General features: G+C 61.5%; 14 protein-coding genes. 1 reads left to right on the top strand and 13 read right to left on the bottom strand.

The window, feature by feature from the left end:
• The 6 genes from R8871_RS35160 to edd all read right to left on the bottom strand — a co-directional run.
• The coding region (locus tag R8871_RS35160; protein WP_175054521.1) for a filamentous hemagglutinin N-terminal domain-containing protein at positions 1-1,524 on the bottom strand (1,524 nt) is incomplete at its 3' end.
• Between the two features lie 15 nt (positions 1,525-1,539).
• Positions 1,540-3,225: a ShlB/FhaC/HecB family hemolysin secretion/activation protein gene (locus tag R8871_RS35155; protein WP_175054520.1), complete on the bottom strand. Its 1,686-nt coding sequence runs from the start codon at positions 3,223-3,225 to the stop codon at positions 1,540-1,542.
• Positions 3,226-3,744: 519 nt separating this feature from the next.
• Positions 3,745-4,248 (bottom strand): gluconokinase, encoded by a 504-nt coding sequence (locus R8871_RS35150; RefSeq protein WP_175054519.1) that lies wholly within the window; start codon positions 4,246-4,248, stop codon positions 3,745-3,747.
• Positions 4,249-4,258: 10 nt separating this feature from the next.
• Positions 4,259-5,644, bottom strand: a complete 1,386-nt coding sequence (locus R8871_RS35145) for a GntP family permease (RefSeq protein ID WP_175054518.1) — start codon at positions 5,642-5,644, stop codon at positions 4,259-4,261.
• A gap of 253 nt (positions 5,645-5,897) precedes the next feature.
• The gene (gene eda, locus R8871_RS35140) at positions 5,898-6,539 is read right to left on the bottom strand and encodes a bifunctional 4-hydroxy-2-oxoglutarate aldolase/2-dehydro-3-deoxy-phosphogluconate aldolase (protein ID WP_054034506.1); all 642 of its coding nucleotides are present in this window, start codon (positions 6,537-6,539) and stop codon (positions 5,898-5,900) included.
• Between the two features lie 2 nt (positions 6,540-6,541).
• Entirely contained in the window at positions 6,542-8,458 is a 1,917-nt protein-coding gene (edd, locus tag R8871_RS35135) for a phosphogluconate dehydratase (RefSeq protein ID WP_175054517.1), read from the bottom strand.
• Between the two features lie 290 nt (positions 8,459-8,748).
• Here edd and R8871_RS35130 point away from each other — a divergent pair, with 290 nt between their 5' ends.
• The gene (locus R8871_RS35130) at positions 8,749-9,594 is read left to right on the top strand and encodes a MurR/RpiR family transcriptional regulator (protein ID WP_175054516.1); all 846 of its coding nucleotides are present in this window, start codon (positions 8,749-8,751) and stop codon (positions 9,592-9,594) included.
• 113 nt (positions 9,595-9,707) lie between these two features.
• Here R8871_RS35130 and R8871_RS35125 read toward each other — a convergent pair whose 3' ends face one another.
• The 7 genes from R8871_RS35125 to R8871_RS35095 form a co-directional block, all read right to left on the bottom strand.
• The gene (locus tag R8871_RS35125) at positions 9,708-13,127 is read right to left on the bottom strand and encodes a YadA-like family protein (RefSeq protein ID WP_175054515.1); all 3,420 of its coding nucleotides are present in this window, start codon (positions 13,125-13,127) and stop codon (positions 9,708-9,710) included.
• A 903-nt stretch (positions 13,128-14,030) separates the two neighbouring features.
• Complete coding sequence (locus R8871_RS35120; RefSeq protein ID WP_168795207.1) at positions 14,031-14,447, bottom strand: CopD family protein; 417 nt, start codon at positions 14,445-14,447, stop codon at positions 14,031-14,033.
• 120 nt (positions 14,448-14,567) lie between these two features.
• The gene (locus R8871_RS35115) at positions 14,568-15,839 is read right to left on the bottom strand and encodes a glutamate-5-semialdehyde dehydrogenase (protein WP_175054514.1); all 1,272 of its coding nucleotides are present in this window, start codon (positions 15,837-15,839) and stop codon (positions 14,568-14,570) included.
• Between the two features lie 332 nt (positions 15,840-16,171).
• Entirely contained in the window at positions 16,172-17,293 is a 1,122-nt protein-coding gene (gene holA / locus R8871_RS35110; RefSeq protein ID WP_175054513.1) for a DNA polymerase III subunit delta, read from the bottom strand.
• Between the two features lie 96 nt (positions 17,294-17,389).
• Positions 17,390-17,941: an LPS-assembly lipoprotein LptE gene (locus R8871_RS35105; protein WP_175054512.1), complete on the bottom strand. Its 552-nt coding sequence runs from the start codon at positions 17,939-17,941 to the stop codon at positions 17,390-17,392.
• A gap of 91 nt (positions 17,942-18,032) precedes the next feature.
• A complete protein-coding gene (leuS, locus tag R8871_RS35100; RefSeq protein ID WP_175054511.1) occupies positions 18,033-20,624 on the bottom strand; it encodes a leucine--tRNA ligase in 2,592 nt (863 codons plus the stop codon).
• Positions 20,625-20,810: 186 nt separating this feature from the next.
• The gene (locus R8871_RS35095; protein ID WP_175054510.1) at positions 20,811-21,248 is read right to left on the bottom strand and encodes an ExbD/TolR family protein; all 438 of its coding nucleotides are present in this window, start codon (positions 21,246-21,248) and stop codon (positions 20,811-20,813) included.
• Positions 21,249-21,276 lie beyond the last annotated feature (28 nt).

Here is a 21,276-nt window from a genome sequence, read left to right as displayed (position 1 = left end):
CTGGTTGGCTTGCCACGCCTTGTAGTCCGCCTCCATCTGAGCCTGACGGGCCGCCTGCTCGTTTGCCAGACGCTGTTGCTCAGCCTGCTGCGCCGCCTGCGCTGCGGCCCGTGCTTCTTCCGCACGTTGCTGCTCCGCCCGATGGTTAGCTTCCCAAGCCTGGCGATCCGCTTCCATCTGAGCCTGACGGGCCGCCTGATCCTTCGCCAGACGTTCCTGCTCGGCCTGCTGCGCCTCTTCCGCACGCTGCTGCTCTGCCCGATGGTTAGCTTCCCAAGCCTCGCGATCCGCTTCCATCTGAGCCTGACGGGCCGCCTGCTCCTTCGCCAGACGTTCCTGCTCGGCGTCCCATGCCAAGCGATCCGCTTCCGCCTGGCGCTGTTGCTGCTCCGCCTGGGCTGCGTCGTTTGCTGCCTTACGCCCAGCGTCGCTGGTGCGCCAGGCAAGGTCGTTGATCAACGCAATCTTGCTGCTGTCGGACAGATTTGCGTCGTCTGCGGGCGAATAGTTAAAATAGGCATCGACCCTGGCGTGCTCAGCAGCGGCTTCCTGTTTCTTCGCCGTGAAATACTGCGCTTCATCCAGTCCGCCGTGTTCAGCACTGCGGACGATGCTTCCGAAACCTTCCAAGTCGACATGCGCGTTCGAACCCCGCAGCGCGATATCCGCACCATACATCTGCACTGCCAGACCACCCTTGCCCGCTGCGATGCGACCGGCGCTGTTGACGCCCAGCCCATGCTCCGAACCTTCGAGCACGATCCTATTCGCGTACATGCCACCTAACTCCGAGACGTCGAGCGCAATCGCCGGCTTGGCGCCCGCCGCATCCGCTGTCAGCTTGCCCGCGAAGTTGCCGTCTGCGTCGCCGTCGAATTGCGTGCCGTTTTGCGAATTGATCGTCCAGCCCTTGACCGTTGCGTTCACGAGCGTCGCGCGTGACAGCAGGTTGACTTGCCCCGCACCGACGTTCAGGCCGTCGCCATTGATCTCGATCGTTGCCGGCGTTGCGCGGTTCGTGTCGACGCTCAAGGCGAGCGGGCTGTCGGCCCGCGGGTTGAAGCTGGCTGCCGCCAGCGTAAGCACGGGCGCGTTGATGGTCGTCGCGCCGTTCACCGAGATGCCGGCCGCATTGGCAATCAGCAGATGCGCGGGCGCGCCGGCGACTTCCATTGCGCCGTTCAGTTTGGATGCCTGCGCCGAGTTGACGTCGGCGACGATCACTTTGGCGGCAGTACCCTTCAGGTTCGCGTTGGCGGCGAGTTGACCCGCAAGCTGGCTCACGCCTGCCGCGGTCAGGTTGTTGAAGACAACGCCGTTCTTGTCGACATCGAAATTGCTGAATGTGTTGCGCGAGACGCCCGCTGAGTTGGCGCCAGCAATGTTCACGATCGGCGTGTTGCCTGGCGTCACCACCTGAGTCTGTCCGCCCGCGCTGACGATACCGCCGGCGATCGCGCTGCCGCTCACACCCAGCGCGGCGAGTGTTGCGACATTCAATACGTTGAGACGATGTTGTTTCATCAAGTTTCCTAAATGTTAGAAAGAAGAACTCAACCGGACGTTGAGAACGATTGGATCAGCGTTCAGCCGCTTAGGAGCAAACAGCGGAGCACCGACCGAAAGCGAAGCAGTAGCGCCTTTCCAGGTGGCCGATGCGCCGATTGCGGCGCCAACCAGGTTTCCGCTTGCATTGGGTTCGCCGCTTACCGGAACCACGCGGCCTGCATCGATCGCGGCCGTCATCGTTACGCGGGTACCTACGGATGGGAGCGGCATGCTCCAGTCGACTTCGTTACGCAGATACGCACCGGTGTTGGCATACAGGTATTGATCCCGGAAACCTCGAACGGAGGTGTCGCCGCCGACCACCATGCGCTCGCTACTGAAGAGTGCGGCGGGCGCCCACTGCGCGTAAGCCGATGAGAGAAACGCCACGCTCGGTGTGATTTGCGTGTAAAGGCTGGCGCTTGCCGCCAGTTTGCGAAAGCCAGCCGACGGGCCGCCGTCCCCGCTCATATCGCGAGTCGCAAACGGCAAGCCCTGAGTGAACGCCGGGCTGAACGTGAAGTAGCTTTTGCTTCCGACGCGCGTCGCGAAGTTGACGCCGACCTGCGCCGTGCTGGTCCGCTCCGAGCCGTTCTCCAGTTGAAACTCTTCGATGTACGAGTTGCCGACGTAATTGGACAAGGACGCAAAAACGTCTATCTTGCGTGCGGCATTGCGCTCGACTGTCCTTGTAACGGTGAAGCGGTTCTGAAGGCTGCTGCCGTGGTAGCGAAGCTTCACATCGGAAAAATCGAGAGGCACAGCAAAGTTGCCGGCCGCGCCCGAGTAGCCGAAGCTCCAGTAGCCAAACGGCACGGTCGCAAATGCGCCAAAGGTGCGTCGAAAACGGTCGCCGTGCAACGCAGGCGTTGTTGTCGCCGATACGCCCAATTGCTCCGCCCGGCCAAGTGCGTTATTGACCGTCACTGCGGCGTTGAAATTCTGCCTGCCAGTACTTTTCTGGCCACTGTTGTCGATGCCGGCAACGAAGTTGAACAGGCGCACTGGCTGGCCGCTCAATACAACGTCTGAATATCCTTCTTGTGGCGCCGCGCGCACGGCCGCCTTCACGCCGCCAGGCACGATGCGGTCGATCTGGTCGACTCCCTGTTCGATATCGCGCAGGTTGAGCGGCTCGCCAGCCGTGCCCGCAAACGCAATTCGCGCGGCGCTGTCGGCGCGGCTCCTGCCATCGCCATCGGCGAAATACACCCGTGACAGCTTGCCTTCCACCACAGCAACCACCAGTGCACCGCTTCCAGCTTCGCGCGTAGGCAGCCAGGCGTGGCTGGTGACGTAGCCGTGCTGCACATACCAGTCGTTGACCTCGTCAAGCAGATGGGCGAGTTCAGCGTTGTCCAGACAACGGCCCGCTGCTTCGAGCGCAATTTGATACTTCAAGTCATCCGGCAGCAGCGCCGCGCCGCTAAAACCAACCTTTTCTACCGGCAGGCAGGTCTGTGCGCCGAGTACGTCCAGCGTCTGCGACGTGGCTACGCGCGGCGCAGCCACAGGCGCTGCCGGCTCACGCGTACTGAGACCTTCGCGCTGTTCGCGCGCCTGATCGAGCAGCCTTTGTTGCTGCTGGTCCAGGATCGCGTGGTTCGTGGGATCAGTTGCTTCAATTGCGAACGCGGAACTCGCCGTGCTCGCGAGCAACGCGCTGACATAGGTCATCGATACCAGCTTCGGAGCATTGCGCGGCGATACGCGCGGCCGCTTTGCATCGGACGCGTGTGTACCGAATCCGACACCAGTTGACGCGATCGGTCTGAGGGAAGTCTTCACAGCCTGTACATTTCATCCGCTAATCAAAACACTGCGCCAAGAGGCGCAAAATCAACGCGGACTGTAAGGCATTCGAATGGGAATGTGATTGGGAAACGTCAGAATGCACTCGCCCATTTCCATCGCATGAGCGACGACAATTTGCATTGGGACGGAGTGACAGATCGAGCGCGTTTGCGCTAGCAGGGACGGCTCAAACGAAGGAAGACAAATGTGCGCCACTTCGAGGCAGAACCTTGCCGCGCACGTCAATGAAGAAGTATCGTGGCCGGCACACGGCCGTGGCGCTCTGGAACGCTGCCCGGCATTTGAAGCTAGACGCCAAACAGTTTTGGAGGATCCGCCTCGCTTTGCGGCGAGGCGGATCAACAGCGGAATATCAAACTCTCTACAGGAGGAGAAGCACCCTTAACGGACTTCCATCTGCCTCAACACCTCGTCGACAATCGCTTCCGGCGACAACTCGATACTCACCGTGATCGCTTCGTCCGGACCCGGTTCTTCGAGCGTATCGAGCTGGCTTTGCAACAGCGACGGATCGAAGAAGTGGCCAGTGCGCGTGGTCAGCCGCTCGCGCAGCACCTCGAACGAACCCTTCAGATAGACGAAGCACACGTCCTTGTCACCGTTGCTCCCGCCGCGCAAAACATCGCGGTACGAACGCTTCAGCGACGAGCATGTGAACACCGCCTTCTCGCCCGCCCGCTGCTTCTCTTCGATCGCGACACGGATGGTTTGCAGCCACGGCCAACGGTCTTCGTCGGTCAGCGGAATGCCGTGGTGCATTTTCTCCTTGTTGGCGGCGCTGTGAAATGCGTCGCCGTCGGTGAATGCGCAGTGCAGGCGTTCCGCCAGCATTTCGCCAATCCTCGTTTTGCCGGCGCCCGACACGCCCATTGCGATCAAAATCATCAAAAACTCCTTACACGACCGTCGCGAGCGCGAAAGTCAAACCCAGACCCATCAGGGAAATGACAGTTTCTAGGAGCGACCATGTCTTGAAGGTCTGCCCCACCGTCATACCGAAGTATTCCTTGATCAGCCAGAAACCGCCGTCATTCACGTGCGAGAAAATCAGCGAACCCGAACCGGTGGCGAGCACCAGCAATTCCGGCGTGACCTGCACGCCACTGGCCGAAGCAATCGGCGCGACGATTCCGCAGGCCGTCGTCATCGCGACGGTTGCCGAGCCCGTGGCCAGACGAATCAGCGCAGCCACCAGCCAACCGAACAGCAGCGGCGACAGATGCATGGCCGTTGCCACGTTGACGATTTCCTTCGAGATGCCGCTATCCATCAGCACGCGGCCGAAGCCGCCGCCCGCGCCCACGATCAGCGTGATACCCGCGATCGGCGCCAGACAATCGCCGCAGAACTTCTGGATCTGCTCACGATTGAAGCCGCGGCTCGCGCCGAAGGTCCAGAAGCTGACCAGTACGGCGATCAACAGCGCGACGTCCGAATTGCCGACGAAACGCAGCAGATCGTTTGCCAAGGTCTTCGGCGTAAACACGAGGTCGGCCCAGCTGCCGATCAGCATCAGAATCACCGGCAGCAGGATCGTGAACAGCGTGATGCCGAAGCTCGGCAGCTCGCGCTTGGGCGCCGCCTGTTTTGCATCGGTTTGCGTGCCGCCGGCGCCGCCGAGAAACTGCGCGGCGAGCGGATTGTTCTCCGGCAGCTTGATGTAACGGCTAATCAACAGCGCGAACAGCGGACCGGCGACGATCGCCGTCGGCACGCCCACGATCAGCCCGTACGCGATCGTCTTGCCGATATCGGCGTGATACGCCTGCACCGCGAGCATCGCAGCCGGGTGCGGCGGAATCAGACCGTGCACGACGGACAGACCTGCAACCATCGGCAGGCCGACCAGCAGCAGCGACTTGTTGGTGCGTTTGGCGACGTTGAACGCGATCGGAATCAGCAGCACGAAGCCGACTTCGAAAAACACCGGCAAGCCGACGATGATCGCCACGACCATCATGGCCCAGTGAATATGCTTCTCGCCGAACTTGTCGATCAACGTGGTCGCGATGCGCTCCGCGCCGCCCGATTCGGCCATCATTTTGCCGAGCATGGTGCCGAGGCCGACCACGATCGCAATGTGGCCGAGCGTATTGCCGTTGCCGGTTTCGAACGATTTGACGATCGTGCCGATCGGCATGCCGGACGCGAGACCCAGCAGCAACGAAACGATGATCAGGACGAGGAACGGGTAAACCTTGTAGCGGGTGATCAGCAGGATCAGAAGTGCGATGGCGATCACCGCGAAGACCAGCAGCGTGCTGCCGTGGACAGCTTCCATGAAGCTCCTCCTTTGCGTTATTGATTGTTGGTGCGGAACACAGCTGGCACCTGTCTCACGGCGACCTCGAGCGGTGCCTGAAAACCCGGCAAGCCGCGCGGACGCTGAATTTTACTGTTTGTTGTCTCTAAAAGCGCGTGAATCCGGCACGCATATCACAAAGGAGCCTCGGCGCGACAGCCTGACAGGCTGTTTCGACGAGGCTCCTTTGTGTAGGACGTAGCTACTGGATTAAAAGACGCGTCGTTTCAACTCAATGAGCGGGCGCGGCCAGTTCGCTGGCGGCACGCGCCAGACGCGTGACTTCATCCCAGTTTTGCGCAGCGAGTGCAGCTTTCGGCGTCAACCACGAGCCGCCGACGCACACCACGTTCGGTTGTGCGAGGAAGTTGATGGCGCTTTCGGCCGTGATGCCGCCGGTCGGGCAGAATTTCAACGTCGGGAACGGGCCGTAAAACGCCTGCAGCATCGGGATACCGCCGGCTTGCTGCGCGGGGAAGAATTTGACGATTTCGTAGCCGAGTTCGAGCGCCGCGATAATGTCGCTCGGCGTCATGACACCCGGCAGCAACGGCAAACCCGCATCCTGCGCCGCCTTGTGCATGTCTTTCGTCAGACCTGGCGACACGCCGAATTGCGCGCCCGCTTTTTTCGCCTGAAAACAATGCTCGGGCTTCGTGATCGTGCCGACTCCAACCACGATGTCTTCAGACAGTTGGCTTGCGCGTTCGATCGCGCCGAGTCCTGCAGCCGTGCGCAGCGTGATTTCGAGCACCTTCACGCCGCCCGCATGCAGCGCGCGCGACACGTTTTCGCCCTGTTCGACCGAGTCGAACGCGAGCACCGGAATCACCGGGCCGAGGCGCACGATATCGCTTACTGTTTTCGCCGTCATAGTCAGACTCCTTGTTTCTGCAGCTCGTGGCTGGCTTGAGTGGTGCTTGAGTGTGCTTTCTTGTGTTCGCCGTGCTGCGCGCCGCGTTCGCCCACCATCGGACCGAACACGGAGGCGCCCTGCTCCGCCGGCGCTGCCGCCGCACGGAACACGCCGAACAGTTCACGGCCGAAGCCGACTTCGTTTTCCGCCTGATGCAACGGCAACGCTTCCGGCCGCGCTGCCCATTCGGCCGCATCGATTTCGATGTCGAGCACGCCGGCGTCTGCATCGATCACCAGCATGTCGCCCGTGCGGACTTTGCCGATCGGGCCTTGCAGCAAGGCTTCCGGCGACAGGTGAATCACCGCCGGCACTTTGCCCGATGCGCCGGACATGCGGCCGTCGGTCACCAGTGCAACGTGGAAACCTTGATCCTGCAACACACCGAGCAACGGCGTCAAACGATGCAACTCGGGCATGCCGTTTGCGCGGGCGCCCTGGAAGCGCACCACGGCGATGAAATCACGCTTGAGCTCGCCGTTGTCGAACGCGGCCTGCACGGCTTCCTGCGAATCGAACACGATCGCCGGCGCCTTCACCTTGCGATGCTGCGCTGCGACCGCCGAAATCTTGATCACGCCGCGGCCGAGTTTGCCCTGCATCAGACGCAAGCCGCCGTCCGGCTGGAACGGTTCCTTGATGCCGCGCAGCACTGCTGTGTCTTCGCTCGTTTCCGTGCCCGGCACCCATTGCAGCTTGCCGTCGAGAAGCTTCGGTTCTTCGGTGTAGTGATGGAGACCTTTGCCGGCGACGGTGTTGACGTCTTCATGCAGCAAACCGCCTTCCAGCAGATTGCGGACCAGGAACGCGACGCCGCCCGCGGCGTGGAAGTGGTTCACGTCGGCCTTGCCGTTCGGGTAAATCTTGGCGAGCAGCGGCACGGCTTGCGACAGCGTGTCGAAATCGTCCCAGTCGATCACGATTCCGGCCGCGCGCGCAATCGCGACGAGGTGCAGCGTGTGATTGGTCGAACCGCCTGTTGCCAGGAGCGCGACGATGCCGTTCACGATCGCTTTTTCGTCGACCACGTGGCCGATCGGCATGTAGTTGCCGCGATCCACCGTCAAGTCGAGCACGCGGCGTGCGGCTTGCGCGGTCAATGCGTCACGCAGCGGCGTATGCGGGTGCACGAACGCTGAACTCGGCAGATGCAGGCCCATCACTTCCATCAGCATCTGATTGCTGTTTGCGGTGCCGTAGAACGTGCAGGTGCCGTGGCTGTGGTACGCGGCGGCTTCTGCTTCGAGCAGCGCGTCACGGCCGCATTGGCCGGTCGCGAACAGTTGGCGTGTCTTGGCTTTGTCGTCGTTCGACAGGCCGCTGCCCATCGGGCCGGCCGGCACGAAAATCGTTGGCAGATGGCCGAATTGCAGCGCGCCGATTAGCAGGCCGGGCACGATCTTGTCGCAGATGCCGAGGCACAGCGCTGCGTCGAACATGTTGTGCGTGAGGGCGACTGCGGTGCTCATCGCGATCACTTCACGCGAGAACAACGACAGCTCCATGCCCGCGTTGCCTTGTGTGACGCCGTCACACATGGCCGGCACACCACCGGCGAATTGCGCGACACCGCCGTTTTCACGCGCGGCTTCCTTGATGATGTCCGGGTAGTTTTTGTACGGCGCGTGCGCAGACAGCATCTCGTTGTACGAGGACACGATGCCGATGTTCGGCTGGCGAATCTGCTTGATGACGAGCTTGTCGTGGCCTTCAAGACCAGCAAATCCGTGAGCCAGATTGGCGCACGAGAGCGCGCCGCGTGCCGGGAATTTGCCCTGAGCGTGCGCGATGCGGGCCAGATACGCCTCGCGAGTGGGTTTGCTGCGCTCGACCACGCGTTGCGTGACCTTCAACAATTGCGAATGCGGGGAAACCATCGGAGCTCCTTCGTCGCTGGCGTGAGGCGTAGGCGCACTATGCCAGGCAGGTATCGCGGGGATGTCGAACAGTCGACGTCGCCATGTTAGTAGAAAAACTACACGATCGCAATCACGACTCCTGCTGCGTCGCGGCATTTTTGAATAGCCGTACGGCCTTACTGGCTTTGCCTTGGCGATGTTTACGGCAAAACCCAGGGAATACACTTACTCTTCAATATGTAGTTTTTGTACCTTCTTCAGCAATCAGATATAGTCCACGCATTCTTCAGCATAGTGCGAGTTTTCCGATGATGCTGTCCCAGGTGGAAGAGATGCGCGACCAACTGCGTCCGTCCGAGCGCAAGCTGGCCGATTACGTGATCGAAGCGCCGCGTGAGGTGCTGGATCTGTCGATGACGGAAGTGGCCGCCCGCGCTGGCGTCAGCCAGCCGACCATCGCGCGGTTCTGTCACGCACTCGGGTTTTCCGGGTTTCGTGAGTTCAAAATACGACTCGCGCAGGGGATTGCGTCGGGCGTGCCAACCGTCTATCGCGACGTACGACCGGATGAGGGTGCGCCCGGCCTGATCGCCAAGGTATTCGACCGGACGATCGGCACATTGATCGAAGTGCGTAACAACCTGTCGCCGGATAGCGTCGAAGCGGCAGTCGAACTGCTGGCGAACGCGGCGCGCATCGAGTTCTACGGTGCGGGCGGCTCAGGCATTGCCGCGCAGGATATTCAGCACAAGTTTTTCCGGCTCGGCATGCCGAGTGTCGCGTATTCCGATCCGCATACTTACTCGATGTCGGCGGCGCTGCTTGGACCTGGCGATGTGGTGGTCACGGTGTCCAACACCGGACGAACCCGCGACATCATCGAGGCAGCACGTTCGGCACTCGCCCGCGGCGCGAAGGTGATCGCGATTACGCATGGCAGTTCGCCGCTTGCGCGGGTCGCGTCGATTTGTCTGTTCTCGAACGTGGTCGAGGAAAACGATGTGTTTTCACCGATGACGTCGCGCATGTCGCATCTGGCGATCGGCGACATTCTGGCGGTTGGCGTTGCACTCAAGCGTGGACCTGAGTTGGTCGAGCGCGTGGGACAGGCGAAAGGAGTGATTGGCCGGTTGAGGGTCGACGGCGAGGGTTGACGAACGCGGACAAAAAAGGCCTGCGTAATGGCAGGCCTTTGAGGGTCGAACAATGTGTTACTACTTACTCCACGAACACGCGGACAGGACTCACGCCCCATCCGTCATAACACTTACCACTGATACGAAGCACCTACGCCCGCCGTCGTGCCACCCGAGCTCGTGCCCGCTCCAGCCTTCATCTTCAGGTTCTGGCTGATGCGTGCGGAGACGCCGAGCGCCACAGCCTGCGCACCCTTGTAAGTGCCGCCACCAATACCGACCGCGATCGCCTTGCCTTGATCGACGTCCGGGATCATCGTCAGGGCCGTAGCAGCTGCGATACCCGAATAAGAGTTCTTCGCGACCTGGTTGACACTGTCCTGCACTGAGTTGACCCGCTGGTCGGTGTAGTCCTTTGCCGACTTGCCGGCCGGCAGATTGCCGACCGCCGCACCGATCGAGTCGTTCAACTGCCCGACGTTGACCGCGTCGGTCGTCGCCGTACCAGCCGCGACGTTGGCGATCTGGCGTTCACTACCCGCCGAACCCATCGACACCGTATTCGCACGATCCGCCACCGAGTTCGAACCCAGTGCCACCGAGTTGGCTGCGGTCGCTCTGGCATTCGCACCCATTGCCGTGGAGTGTGTGCCGCTCGTAACAGCTGCTTCCGTGTCACGGTTGCCGTCTGCTGCGAACATCGGGTTGCCCGCCGCGCTGGCAATGTTCGTGATGCTGGAGATCGCCGCGTTCATCTGGTTGACGTTGACCGCATCGTCGCCGGCCGTGCCTGCTGCCACGTTGTGGATCGTCGTACCGCCTGCAACGCTGTCGCCCAGCGTGACGCTGCTGTAGTTGGGCGCACCGTCCGCGCTGCGGTCATACGTCACCGCAGCGTTGGTCGTGCCGTCCGAATTGATCATCCCCGAAGCCCTCAACTGCGCGACGTTTACCGCGTCCGTGTCTGCTGTACCGGCCGCCACGTTAGTGATCTGGCGCTCCGCTCCGGCCGCCCCCACCGACATCGTGTTGGCACGGTCAGCCACCGAGTTCGAACCGATTGCAACCGAGCTCACCGCCAGTGACCGCGCGTTTCCGCCGATCGCGACCGACTCCGCCCCTGTCGCCTGCGAATCCGCCAGCGTCGAGTTGGCGTGGAAGTACATGATGCCGCCGCCGATCGTGAGGTTATTCAGCGTATTGTTGATGTTGCTGATATTCGTCGCATTCTCCGTCACTCGACCGTCGATGTTCGCGATTGCGTCACCCACGTTGTGCACAATCGTGCCGTCCACCACATACGCCGGCGCCGTGATCGAACCATCCAGGTTCACCGTCGAACCGCCACCCAGCGCTTCGGCCGTCGAGCTGGCCAACGCGTTCAACTGTGAACCGTTCACCGCGTCCGTGCTCGTCGCGCTCACGGCACCCGCTGCTACGCCCGTCAGCTGACGCGCGCCTGCCGTGCCCGTAAAGTCCACCACCGTGCCGTCCGTGTCCTTCGCCACCGTGATCGCGCTCGAACCCGTGTCCTGCCGCACCAGTCCGATTTCGCCGTTGTTGATGGTGTTCGTCAGGTTCGTGAGGTCCGTTGTGTTTTGTGTCACGCGACCGTCGATGTCGCCGATGTCCGCTGTGTTCTTCGTTACACGGCCATCGATGTTCACGACATCGCTCGAAAGGTTGTTGACCATGCCTTTGATATCCGAAACGTTCTGGTTCGTCGCATACAGTTGCGAGCCGTTCACGGCGTCCGCGCTCGTCGCACTCAGTTCGCCCGCCGTCACACCCGTCAACGTGCGCGTGCCCACCGTGCCTGTGAAATCCACCACCTTGCCGTCCGTGTCCTTCGCCACCGTGATGGTGCGCGAGCTCGCATCCTGTTGTACCAGACCGATTTCACCGTTGTTGATGGTGTTGATCAGGTTCGCGAGGTCCGTTGTGTTTTGCGTCACGCGGCTGTCAAAGTTGCCGATATCGGTGGTGTTCTTTGCGATGTCTGTCGTGTTCTGCGCTACACGACTGTCGATGTTCGTGACCACATCACCCACGTTGTTGAATGTCTTGCCGCCATCCACGACGTACTTAGGGTTCGTGATCGCGCCCGTCGTCATGTTGTAGGTCGAACCGCCGCCCAGCCCCGCTGCTGTAGCTGCGCCTTCAGCATTGACCTTCGCGTCTTCTGACTGCAACTGGCTCACGTTCACCGCGTCCGTCGTTGTCGAGCCGGCTGCCACGTTCGTGATACGTCGCTCCGCGCTGGCCGAGCCCACCGACACTTCGCCGTTCGCCGTTGAAGCGGTGCCCGACAGCGTGCTGCTGGCTGGGTTGTAACCCGCTGCCGTCAGGTCCGCCGTGGTTGTGGAGCCTGCGCCTAGCGCCACGCTGTTGCTGGCCGACGCGTTGGCGTTGTAACCCAACGCCATGCCTTGGTTCGCGGAGGCATTCGCGAGCGCGCCCAGCGAGACCGCGTTCCAGCTCGACACCACGCTGGCCCCGCCGATTGCGATTGAATTTCTACCGGCACCGGAAGCATTGGCATAGGCACCGATCGCAATGTTGGTGAAGTTTGCGTTGGCATGCGGGCCAAGCGCCGTCGCGCCAGCACCGCTCGCCACAGTGCCGGAGCCGATCGCAATGGAGTCCAGCACGGAAAGACCCGTCTCGTCACTGACCGAGTAATTGGAAACGGCATACGAATTTGAACCGATGGCAACTGAGGCGTTGCCGGCGCCACCATTACTTTTCGCCACCGCGTTCGCGCCTACGGCGATGCCCAGGCCGCCGTCCAATTTCGCATCGTCGTTGCCGTCATTCAGACCTCCGGCCTTGAAATAACGGCTGTTGTTGGTCACCGCGGTGTTGAGCTTACCCAGCGCAGCGTCCACTGTTGAGAACGCTGCGCCGACGTTTGTTGCTGCGCCCGACGTTCCGTTGATCGAATTTGCGTTCACAAGCGTGAAGCTCGGCGCGGTCACCGTGCCAGTGGCAGTAACCGAGGAGCCAGCGCCCAGTGCGGCAGCAGTTGAACTCGCCACACCATACAACTGCATGCCATTCACCGCGTCCATACTCGACGCCGATACCGCGCCCGCAGCCATATCGGTGATCTTCTGGGCACTCATGTCGACCGTGTCCTGCATGATGATGCCCGCGGAACCATGCAAAGAGAGCGTGTTGTTCAAGTAGCCAAAAATGCTGGTGCCTGGAGTCACTCCATTTCCGCTGCCATCCGGATTCTGATTGCTGACGAGCGCGAACGAGTAGCCCGTTGAGCCAATACAAGCATTGTCACCACCGGCGAATTTTCCCGACGTTGCGCCGATGTTGTAGTTGACCGGGTTTGTCCCGTTGGTATTCCCACAAAGCGACAACACTCCAGATGTAGTCGCCGCGTGCGCACCACCGCTCATTGCACTCGCAACGGCAACGACAGCCAGGCTCAGCAACGCTCTGCTCGATGATTTCTTGCCACGAGCCGTCGCATTTTCCTGAGCGGCAGCCCACGTCTGACTGGCATCATTCCAAACTGAACGATACGTCTTATTCATCTTTAATCCCTGATACGAAATTCAAATAGACCGGTTCGGACTCACCGCAGCACTGTCGAGCTATCGGCTCGAACACCGCGTTCTTGTTGCTAAAGACATTTTTGAGAGTCTTCGACGACGCGCTGTGAGTTCAAGACTGCATCCGGTCCAAATTCATCCGGCCGCTTTTCTGAAAGTGCGAACCAACGAGGTATTCTTAGATTATGGGCGGTTGAATCTGCTATTTCCTTGAGACAATTCTTAATTTCCTATCTCTTGGCTAGTACGATTGCCGGAGTTTTCTGCAGTCACGGCAATGTCTTACTTAGGCGCAATCGATGGAAAAAGAGGCTTTATCTTTCGTGATGCGGCAGGCCGTCATCCACCGATGAGCGATCCCACGTATCGAAAGCAGTCACCCGATACAGGCTGCGGGTGCATTTGATTTTCCACTCGTACGCCTCGACCAGCGATTCGAACAGCACTCGGTGGTTACGTAATTTCCGGTCCTTTAAACATAGCAATCCTATTTATCTGGACCGGAAATATTGCTTACCCATTGAGTTGAGTCGACGACTGCATGATCTGGTGTCCGCACAAAGTACTTGATCTGCCGACAATCGAAATGACGGCGCGCTCAGGTGGCAGTCAGCCGACGATCGCGGCTTTCTGACAGCGTGCTTGCCGATACCGTGGCAGAATCACCGCGAAGTTATTCGAATTCATGCCGTCGTTGTTGATCGTGCAGGCTTGTGTCGAAATATTGCCGTTAAACGCAATCGTGGCGTTGCCTGCGTGTGCACCCCTTGCGCCGCAAAAGCAACGCCAGCGCCAACAATAAAAAAAAGCGGTTTGCCAAATCCGGCAAACCGCCTTTCTACAAATTGAAACCGCGTCCAGGAGAACCCAACACCCGCTCGCGTCCTAAAACGGCTTGATCACTACCAACGCCACTGCCGCGAGCATCCCCAGCACAGGCAGTTCATTGAACATGCGATACCACTTGTCCGAGCGACGATTCTCGCCGCGCTCGAAGGTCCGCAGCAGTACGCCGCAATAAGCGTGGTAGATGATCAGCAGCACTACCACGCCCACCTTCGCGTGAATCCAGCCCTGCCCACGCCCAATACCGATCACCAGCCACAGCCAGAGGCCGCACGCCAGCGCCGGTACCGCAATGAACGTCATGAAGCGGAACAGCTTGCGTGCCATCGTCAGGAGACGTGCCGTTGCGGCCGGTTCCGTCTCCATCGCCAGATTGACAAAGATACGCGGCAGATAGAACAGGCCGGCGAACCAGGAAGCAATCAGAACGATGTGAAACGTTTTTACCCAAAGCATCAGCGGTCCTTGCGACTTGTATCGTGGAAATCAGCGCTCTTGGCGGCGCGTTTGTAGTGAAGACGTGACCAATCGCGCTTATCGGTGGCGTTCGCAATCAGGCGCGCGGCAGACGGCGACCTATTGCCGGCCTTCGCCGTGCCCCAGCACGACGTACTTCAACGACGTCAGCCCTTCGAGACCCACGGGGCCGCGCGCGTGCAGCTTGTCGTTCGAGATGCCGATCTCCGCACCCAGACCGAATTCGAAGCCGTCCGCGAAACGCGTCGAGGCGTTGACCATCACGCTCGCCGAATCCACCTCACGCAGGAAACGCATGGCGCGATCGTGATCTTCGGTGACGATCGCATCCGTATGCTGCGAACTGTAAGTGTTGATGTGATCGATCGCCGCATCGAGGCCGTCGACCACTTTGATCGCCAGCACCGGCGCGAGATATTCGGTGCGCCAGTCTTCTTCGGTGGCATCGACGAGCGGTCCCACGCCCGCATCCGACAGCACCGCACGCGCCGCTGCGTCCACTCGCAACTCGACTTCCTTGTCGCGATACAGCTTACCCAAAGGTGGCAGCACTTCAGCCGCGATCCCACGCGCGACGAGCAGCGTCTCCATGGTGTTGCAGGTGCCGTAACGGTGCGTCTTCGCGTTATCGCAGACAGTCAGCGCCTTGGCCAGATCCGCACGATCGTCCACGTAGACATGGCAGATGCCGTCGAGGTGCTTGATCATCGGCACGCGCGCTTCATTCATCAGGCGCTCGATCAGGCTTTTGCCGCCGCGCGGCACGATCACGTCGACGAATTCGGTCATCGTGATCAGCTTGCCAACGGCCGCACGGTCCGACGTCGCCACCACTTGCACGGCGTCTTGCGGCAATCCCGCCGCTTCCAGCCCTTCACCGATCAGCTTCGACAATGCCGTATTGCATTCGAGCGCCTCCGAGCCGCCGCGCAGAATCGTCGCGTTGCCGGACTTCAGGCACAGCGCGGCCGCGTCGATCGTCACGTTCGGACGCGATTCGTAGATGATGCCGATCACGCCCAGCGGCACACGCATCTGGCCGACCTGAATGCCGCTCGGCCGGTACTTCAGATTGCTGATCTCGCCGATCGGATCGGCCAGCGCGGCGACTTGCCGCAACCCTTCCACCATCGTCTTCAGCGCCTTGTCCGACAGCGTCAGACGATCGATGAACGCGGCGTCGTGGCCTTTGTCGCGAGCCCGCGCGAGGTCGCGCGCGTTGGCTTCTTTCAGCAGCACGGCATCGCGCTCGATAGCCTGTGCGACGGCCGCAAGCGCGGCGTTTTTCGCCGCCGTCGACGCACGCGCCATTGCACGCGAAGCGTGACGGGCGCGGCGGCCGAGGTCGGTCATGTACTGGTCGATATCCATGGTGATTCTCGTGGTGCCGCGCACGTCGAGGTGCTACGGACAAGCAGAATTAGCGAAAGATCAAACGATTGTAAGTCGGGTGGCGAAGCTTTGCTTGGCCCAGCGTCCGAAGGTCCCTAGGACTTCAAGCTCCGCACCGCGGCGTTGCTCGAGAATACGGCCGCGGGAGCGGCGAGCCCACCGCCAATGGATTCGCGGCATGGACGCAGTGCGGTTGGAGAGCACAGTAAGCGTCGCTGGCGTGAAGACCTGCCGGAGACACAGGTGGTGAGGCTCACCCCCTGGCGTCCCGCGCATTGCGCCGCGCGAAGCCGACAGCTCAAACCATGCCCTCAGCCTAGCCTTCGAACCGGCGCACCTGCTGCAGGGCGAGGTCGTGGCGGCGGCACGGGCGCGGCTTTTGCCGGCGACGCCACCGTCATCGCCAGCTCGAACAAGCCGTCCCACGGATCGGGCGGCGGATCGTTGCGATGATTGCCCGGCGTGCCGCCGGACAATCCCTTCACCTGCCGATCCAGCCGCGCCGCCAACGCGAGCGCCTTTTCAAGCGCACCCTCGGTGACACGCGACAGCGCCGGGCCGATCAGCCGTTCGCGCGGACCCCATACGCGGTTCTCGCGCACCAGCATGGCAAGCGGTTTGCCCGCCGCGACGCCGCGTTTGATCCGCAACAGCGTGCGCACTTCTTCGACCACCGCCCACAGCACCAGCACGGCAGCCTCGCCTTCACCGCGCAAGCCGTCGAGCATGCGAGCCAGGCGGCCGACATCGCCCGCCAGCATCGCCTCGTTCAGCTTGAAAACGTCATAACGGGCGACGTTCAGCACGGCGTCCTGAATCTGTTCGAAGCTCAACGAACCGGCCGGATACAGCAGCCCGAGCTTCTGGATTTCCTGATGCGCTGCCAGCAGGTTGCCTTCCACGCGCTCCGCGATGAACGCCAGCGCACGGCGACCTTCTTCACCGGCAACAACCCGCTGGCCCTGAGCCGCGAGCCGCTGACCAACCCAATTCGGCAACTGCGCGCGCTCGACCGGATCGATTTTCAACGCGACGCCAGCCTCAGACAGCGCGGTAAACCACGCGGACTTTTGCGTGGCGGCGTCCAATCGCGGCAGCGTGACCATCGTCAACACGTCGTCATTCACGGCGGCAGCGAGCGCCTTCAGCGCATCCGCGCCTTCCTTGCCGGGCTTGCCCGACGGAATGCGCAGCTCGACCAGTTGACGGTCGCCGAACAGCGACATCGACTGGCTCGCACCCAGCAGCGAACTCCAGTCGAAACCACGCTCGACGGTGAACACCGAGCGATCGGTAAAACCGGCTGCACGCGCCGTCGCCCGAATCCGGTCGCACGCTTCCTGCGCGAGCAGGTGCTCGTCGCCGTACACGACGTACAGTCCGGCGAGTCCCTTCGCGAGATGCGTTTCGAGCGCGTCAAGTCGCAGTTGCATGGCTACCGATCGGCGAGGTTGAACGAATGCATGAGCGGGTGCACGAGCAAATGCATGTACACCTGCAGCAAACTAAATAACGACACAGCACACCGCTCACAGCGGCGGCGGCGGCAACGGCGCGCGCGGCGCAACGCCCGGCACCTGCTCGCCCGGCGCCGGATGCAGCGAGCGCACCATCGAAAGACGGCGCGACAACTGGTCGATCGCGTCGTTTTCCATGTCCGCGAACAGAAGGTCGGCTTCCGCAGCCTTGGCCTGCGAGAACTGGTCGCTATAGGTCATTGCGCGGTTCAGCGCGATCACGCTCGGCGGAATCAGGACCGTGCCGTCCTTGCCGATCAGCGTGTAGTTCATCGAGAGATTCATCGCATACTCTTCGACGACACCAAGCGTGTTCAGTGTCAGCGTATTGATGCCGCGTCCTTCGGTGATCTGCAGCGTTGCGTCGGCATTCGCGACCGAAGTAACCACCACCGTGTCGCTGCCGCCCTGCACGATACGCGTGAGCCGCGCGCCGGCTGCAGCCGAACCGCCGGAGATAAAGAGTCGTTTGAATGCGTAGTCCTGCTGGCCGCGCAACTGGAAGCCGCAAGCGGACAACATCAGTACGCTGCACATCAACGTCAATAACGATCTGCGAGTCACATTGGCTCCTGGTTCGCAGTAAATTCCGCGGCGCGGACAAGCGCCGCCGTGAGCGGCGGCGTCTTGCCAGCTGTCAAGTTTCGGTGGGCTGTCAAACGACCACGTTCACGAGACGGCCCGGCACCACGACGATCTTCTTCGGTGCCTTGCCTTCGCTGAACTTCTCGACCGCCTCATGCGCAGCGGCAAGCTGTTCAATTGCTTCACGTGTCGCATCTTTCGCCACCGTGAGCGCGCCACGCACCTTGCCGTTCACCTGCAGCACGAGTTCGATTTCGGCCTGTTCGAGCGCCTGTTCGTCGACCTTCGGCCATGCCGCGTCGAGCAGCGAACCGAATTCGTCGGCGTAACCGAGTTCCTGCCACAACTGGAACGTCTGATGCGGCACGACCGGGTACAGCACGCGCAGCATCACGCTGTACGTCTCGCGCAGCACCGCCGGTTGCGCGCCCTTCGCGCTGTCGAGCGCGTTGAGCATTTTCATTGCCGCCGACACCACCGTGTTGTACTGCAAACGCTGGTAGTCGAAGTCGGCCTGCTTCAGCACGCTGTAGATCTCGCGGCGCAGCACCTTGTCGACTTCGCCGAGTTGCGCCGCGTCGAACTTGCCACCCGCGCGCAGCGCAGCTTCATTCGCGTGACCGAAGCTCCACACGCGGCGCAGGAAGCGGCTCGCGCCTTCCACGCCCGAACCGGACCATTCGAGCTGCTGCTCGGGCGGCGCGGCGAACATCACGAACAGACGCGCGGTGTCCGCGCCGTGCTGATCGATCAGCAGTTGCGGATCGACGCCGTTGTTCTTCGACTTCGACATTTTCTCGACGCCGCCGAGCACCACCGGCTGGCCGTCCGAGTTCAACACGGCGCCGACCGGGCGGCCTTTGTCGTCGAACGAGACAGTGACGTCGGCCGGGTTGTACCAGGTCTTCTTACCTGCTTCGTTTTCGCGGTAGTAAGTTTCGTTGAGCACCATGCCCTGCGTCAGCAGGTTCCGGGCAGGCTCGCCGAACTCGATCAAGCCCATGTCGCGCATCACCTTCGCCCAGAAGCGCGAGTACAAAAGGTGCAGAATCGCGTGCTCGATGCCGCCGATGTACTGGTCCATCGGCGCCCAGTAATCGGTGCGCTTGTCGACCATGGTCTTCGCGTCCGGCGCCGCATAGCGGTAGAAGTACCAGGACGAATCGACGAAGGTGTCCATCGTGTCGGTCTCGCGCTTGGCCGCGCCGCCGCAGGTCGGGCAGGTGCAGTTCACAAACGCCTCAGACTTCGCGAGCGGATTGCCCGTGCCGTCCGGCACGAGGTCTTCCGGCAGCACCACCGGCAAGTCTTTTTCCGGCACCGGCACGTCGCCGCAAGTCGGGCAGTGGATGATCGGAATCGGCGTGCCCCAGTAACGCTGGCGCGACACGCCCCAATCACGCAGACGCCACGTGATCTGCTTGTCGCCGAGGCCGAGTTCTTTCAGATCGGCGGCGATCTGATCGACCGCATCCGTGTAGTTGAGACCGTCGTACTTGCCGCTGTTGATCAGCGTGCCGGTCTTCTCGCCGTACCATTCCTGCCAGGCTTCGGTCGAGTATTCCTTGCCTTCAATGGCAACCACCTGCTTGATCGGCAAACCGTATTTCTTCACGAACGCGAAATCGCGCTCGTCGTGCGCGGGCACGCCCATCACCGCGCCTTCGCCGTAGCTCATCAGCACGTAATTGCCGATCCACACTTCGACCTGTTCCTGCGTCAGCGGATGCGTGACAGTGAAGCCGGTGGCCATACCCTTCTTTTCCATCGTCGCGACGTCGGCTTCAGCCACGCCGCCGCGCTTGCATTCTTCGATGAAGGCCTGCAGTTCTGGCTTGTCTTTGGCGAGACGCGTGGCGAGCGGATGCTCGGCGGCGACCGCGCAGAAAGTCACGCCCATGATCGTGTCGGCGCGCGTGGTGAACACGCGCAACAGCTTCTGTTCGCCGTCGATTTCATACGGGAAACCGAAGTTCACGCCGAAGCTCTTGCCGATCCAGTTCTGCTGCATGATCTTGACGCGCTCGGGCCAGCCGAGGCCTTCGAGGTCGTCCAGCAGTTCATCCGCGTACTGCGTGATGCGCATGTAGTACATCGGGATTTCGCGCTTTTCGATCAGCGCGCCCGAACGCCAGCCGCGGCCGTCAATCACCTGCTCGTTGGCGAGCACGGTCTGATCGACCGGGTCCCAGTTGACGGTGCCGGTTTTCTTGTACGCGATGCCCTTTTCGAGCATCTTCAGGAACAGCCACTGGTTCCACTTGTAGTAATCCGGGCTGCAGGTGGCGACTTCGCGCGACCAATCGATCGCGAGGCCCATCGACTGCATCTGCTTCTTCATGTAAGCGATGTTGTCGTAGGTCCACTTCGCGGGCGGCACGTTGTTGGCCATTGCCGCGTTTTCCGCCGGCATGCCGAACGCGTCCCAACCCATCGGCATCAGCACGTTGTAGCCGTTCATCCGCAGATAGCGGTACATCACGTCGTTGATCGTGTAGTTGCGCACGTGGCCCATGTGCAGCTTGCCCGACGGGTACGGCAGCATCGAGACGCAGTAGAACTTGGGCTTATCAGTGGTTTCAGACGTCTTGTACGCGTCGATGGCGCGCCATTGCCCTTGCGCGGCGGCTTCGACGTCGGAGGGAACGTATTTTTCGTGCATGGTGTGATGGAATCGCTGGGTTCGGTGCTTTCGCACCGGGCCTGGTGCTCTGCTGGATGAAATGGCGTCGTTTCCCCTTCTGCGGGGGAAAGGGCTGATTATACCGTTCGCGGACGGGTGCGCCGCGTGGCGTGGCGCGCGGGTTCGGCCGGGTGCGCCTGAGCGGGCGCGGTGCCGCTAGCGCCGCTACTGCGCCGCGCCCGGCGGCGGCGGGTCCGTCACGAAACCGATCCGCTCGAGCCCGGCCTGCTGCGCCGCGCCCATCACCTGCGCGATCACCTCGTAGCGCGTCGAGCGCTCGGCGCTCAGATGAATTTCCGGCTGATCGGCCTGCGCCGCTTTGCCCGCTGCCGTGAATTGCGCGCGCATCTGCTGCAAAGTAATGACGGTGCCGTTCCAGTACAGCTTGCCGGCGGCATCGATTGAAAGAGAAATGGTTTGCGGCGTTTGCCGCGCGGGCGCGGCCGCGACTTTAGGCAAATCGAGCCGGATCGCGTGTGTGAATAAAGGCGCGGTAATGATAAAAATCACCAGCAGCACGAGCATCACGTCGATTAGCGGCGTCATGTTGATCTCGGCCATCGGCGCGGCCGCCTGCTTTTTCTCGAGTCCGCCGAATGCCATGTCGCCTCCTTCTGTCTTCCAGTCTCGG

This window comes from Paraburkholderia sediminicola, from assembly GCF_902859805.1.
Taxonomy (GTDB): Bacteria; Pseudomonadota; Gammaproteobacteria; order Burkholderiales; family Burkholderiaceae; genus Paraburkholderia; species Paraburkholderia sediminicola.
This window is presented reverse-complemented; position numbering and strand designations above follow the sequence as displayed.

Bases quoted from the DNA above. Each gene is read 5' to 3' on its own strand.
- R8871_RS35155 (WP_175054520.1), bottom strand. From the start codon at position 3,225: ATGACCTATGTCAGCGCGTTGCTCGCGAGCACGGCGAGTTCCGCGTTC.
- R8871_RS35150 (WP_175054519.1), bottom strand. From the start codon at position 4,248: ATGATTTTGATCGCAATGGGCGTGTCGGGCGCCGGCAAAACGAGGATT.
- R8871_RS35145 (WP_175054518.1), bottom strand. From the start codon at position 5,644: ATGGAAGCTGTCCACGGCAGCACGCTGCTGGTCTTCGCGGTGATCGCC.
- eda (WP_054034506.1), bottom strand. From the start codon at position 6,539: ATGACGGCGAAAACAGTAAGCGATATCGTGCGCCTCGGCCCGGTGATT.
- edd (WP_175054517.1), bottom strand. From the start codon at position 8,458: ATGGTTTCCCCGCATTCGCAATTGTTGAAGGTCACGCAACGCGTGGTC.
- R8871_RS35130 (WP_175054516.1), top strand. From the start codon at position 8,749: ATGATGCTGTCCCAGGTGGAAGAGATGCGCGACCAACTGCGTCCGTCC.
- R8871_RS35125 (WP_175054515.1), bottom strand. From the start codon at position 13,127: ATGAATAAGACGTATCGTTCAGTTTGGAATGATGCCAGTCAGACGTGG.
- R8871_RS35120 (WP_168795207.1), bottom strand. From the start codon at position 14,447: ATGCTTTGGGTAAAAACGTTTCACATCGTTCTGATTGCTTCCTGGTTC.
- R8871_RS35115 (WP_175054514.1), bottom strand. From the start codon at position 15,839: ATGGATATCGACCAGTACATGACCGACCTCGGCCGCCGCGCCCGTCAC.
- holA (WP_175054513.1), bottom strand. From the start codon at position 17,293: ATGCAACTGCGACTTGACGCGCTCGAAACGCATCTCGCGAAGGGACTC.
- leuS (WP_175054511.1), bottom strand. From the start codon at position 20,624: ATGCACGAAAAATACGTTCCCTCCGACGTCGAAGCCGCCGCGCAAGGG.
- R8871_RS35095 (WP_175054510.1), bottom strand. From the start codon at position 21,248: ATGGCATTCGGCGGACTCGAGAAAAAGCAGGCGGCCGCGCCGATGGCC.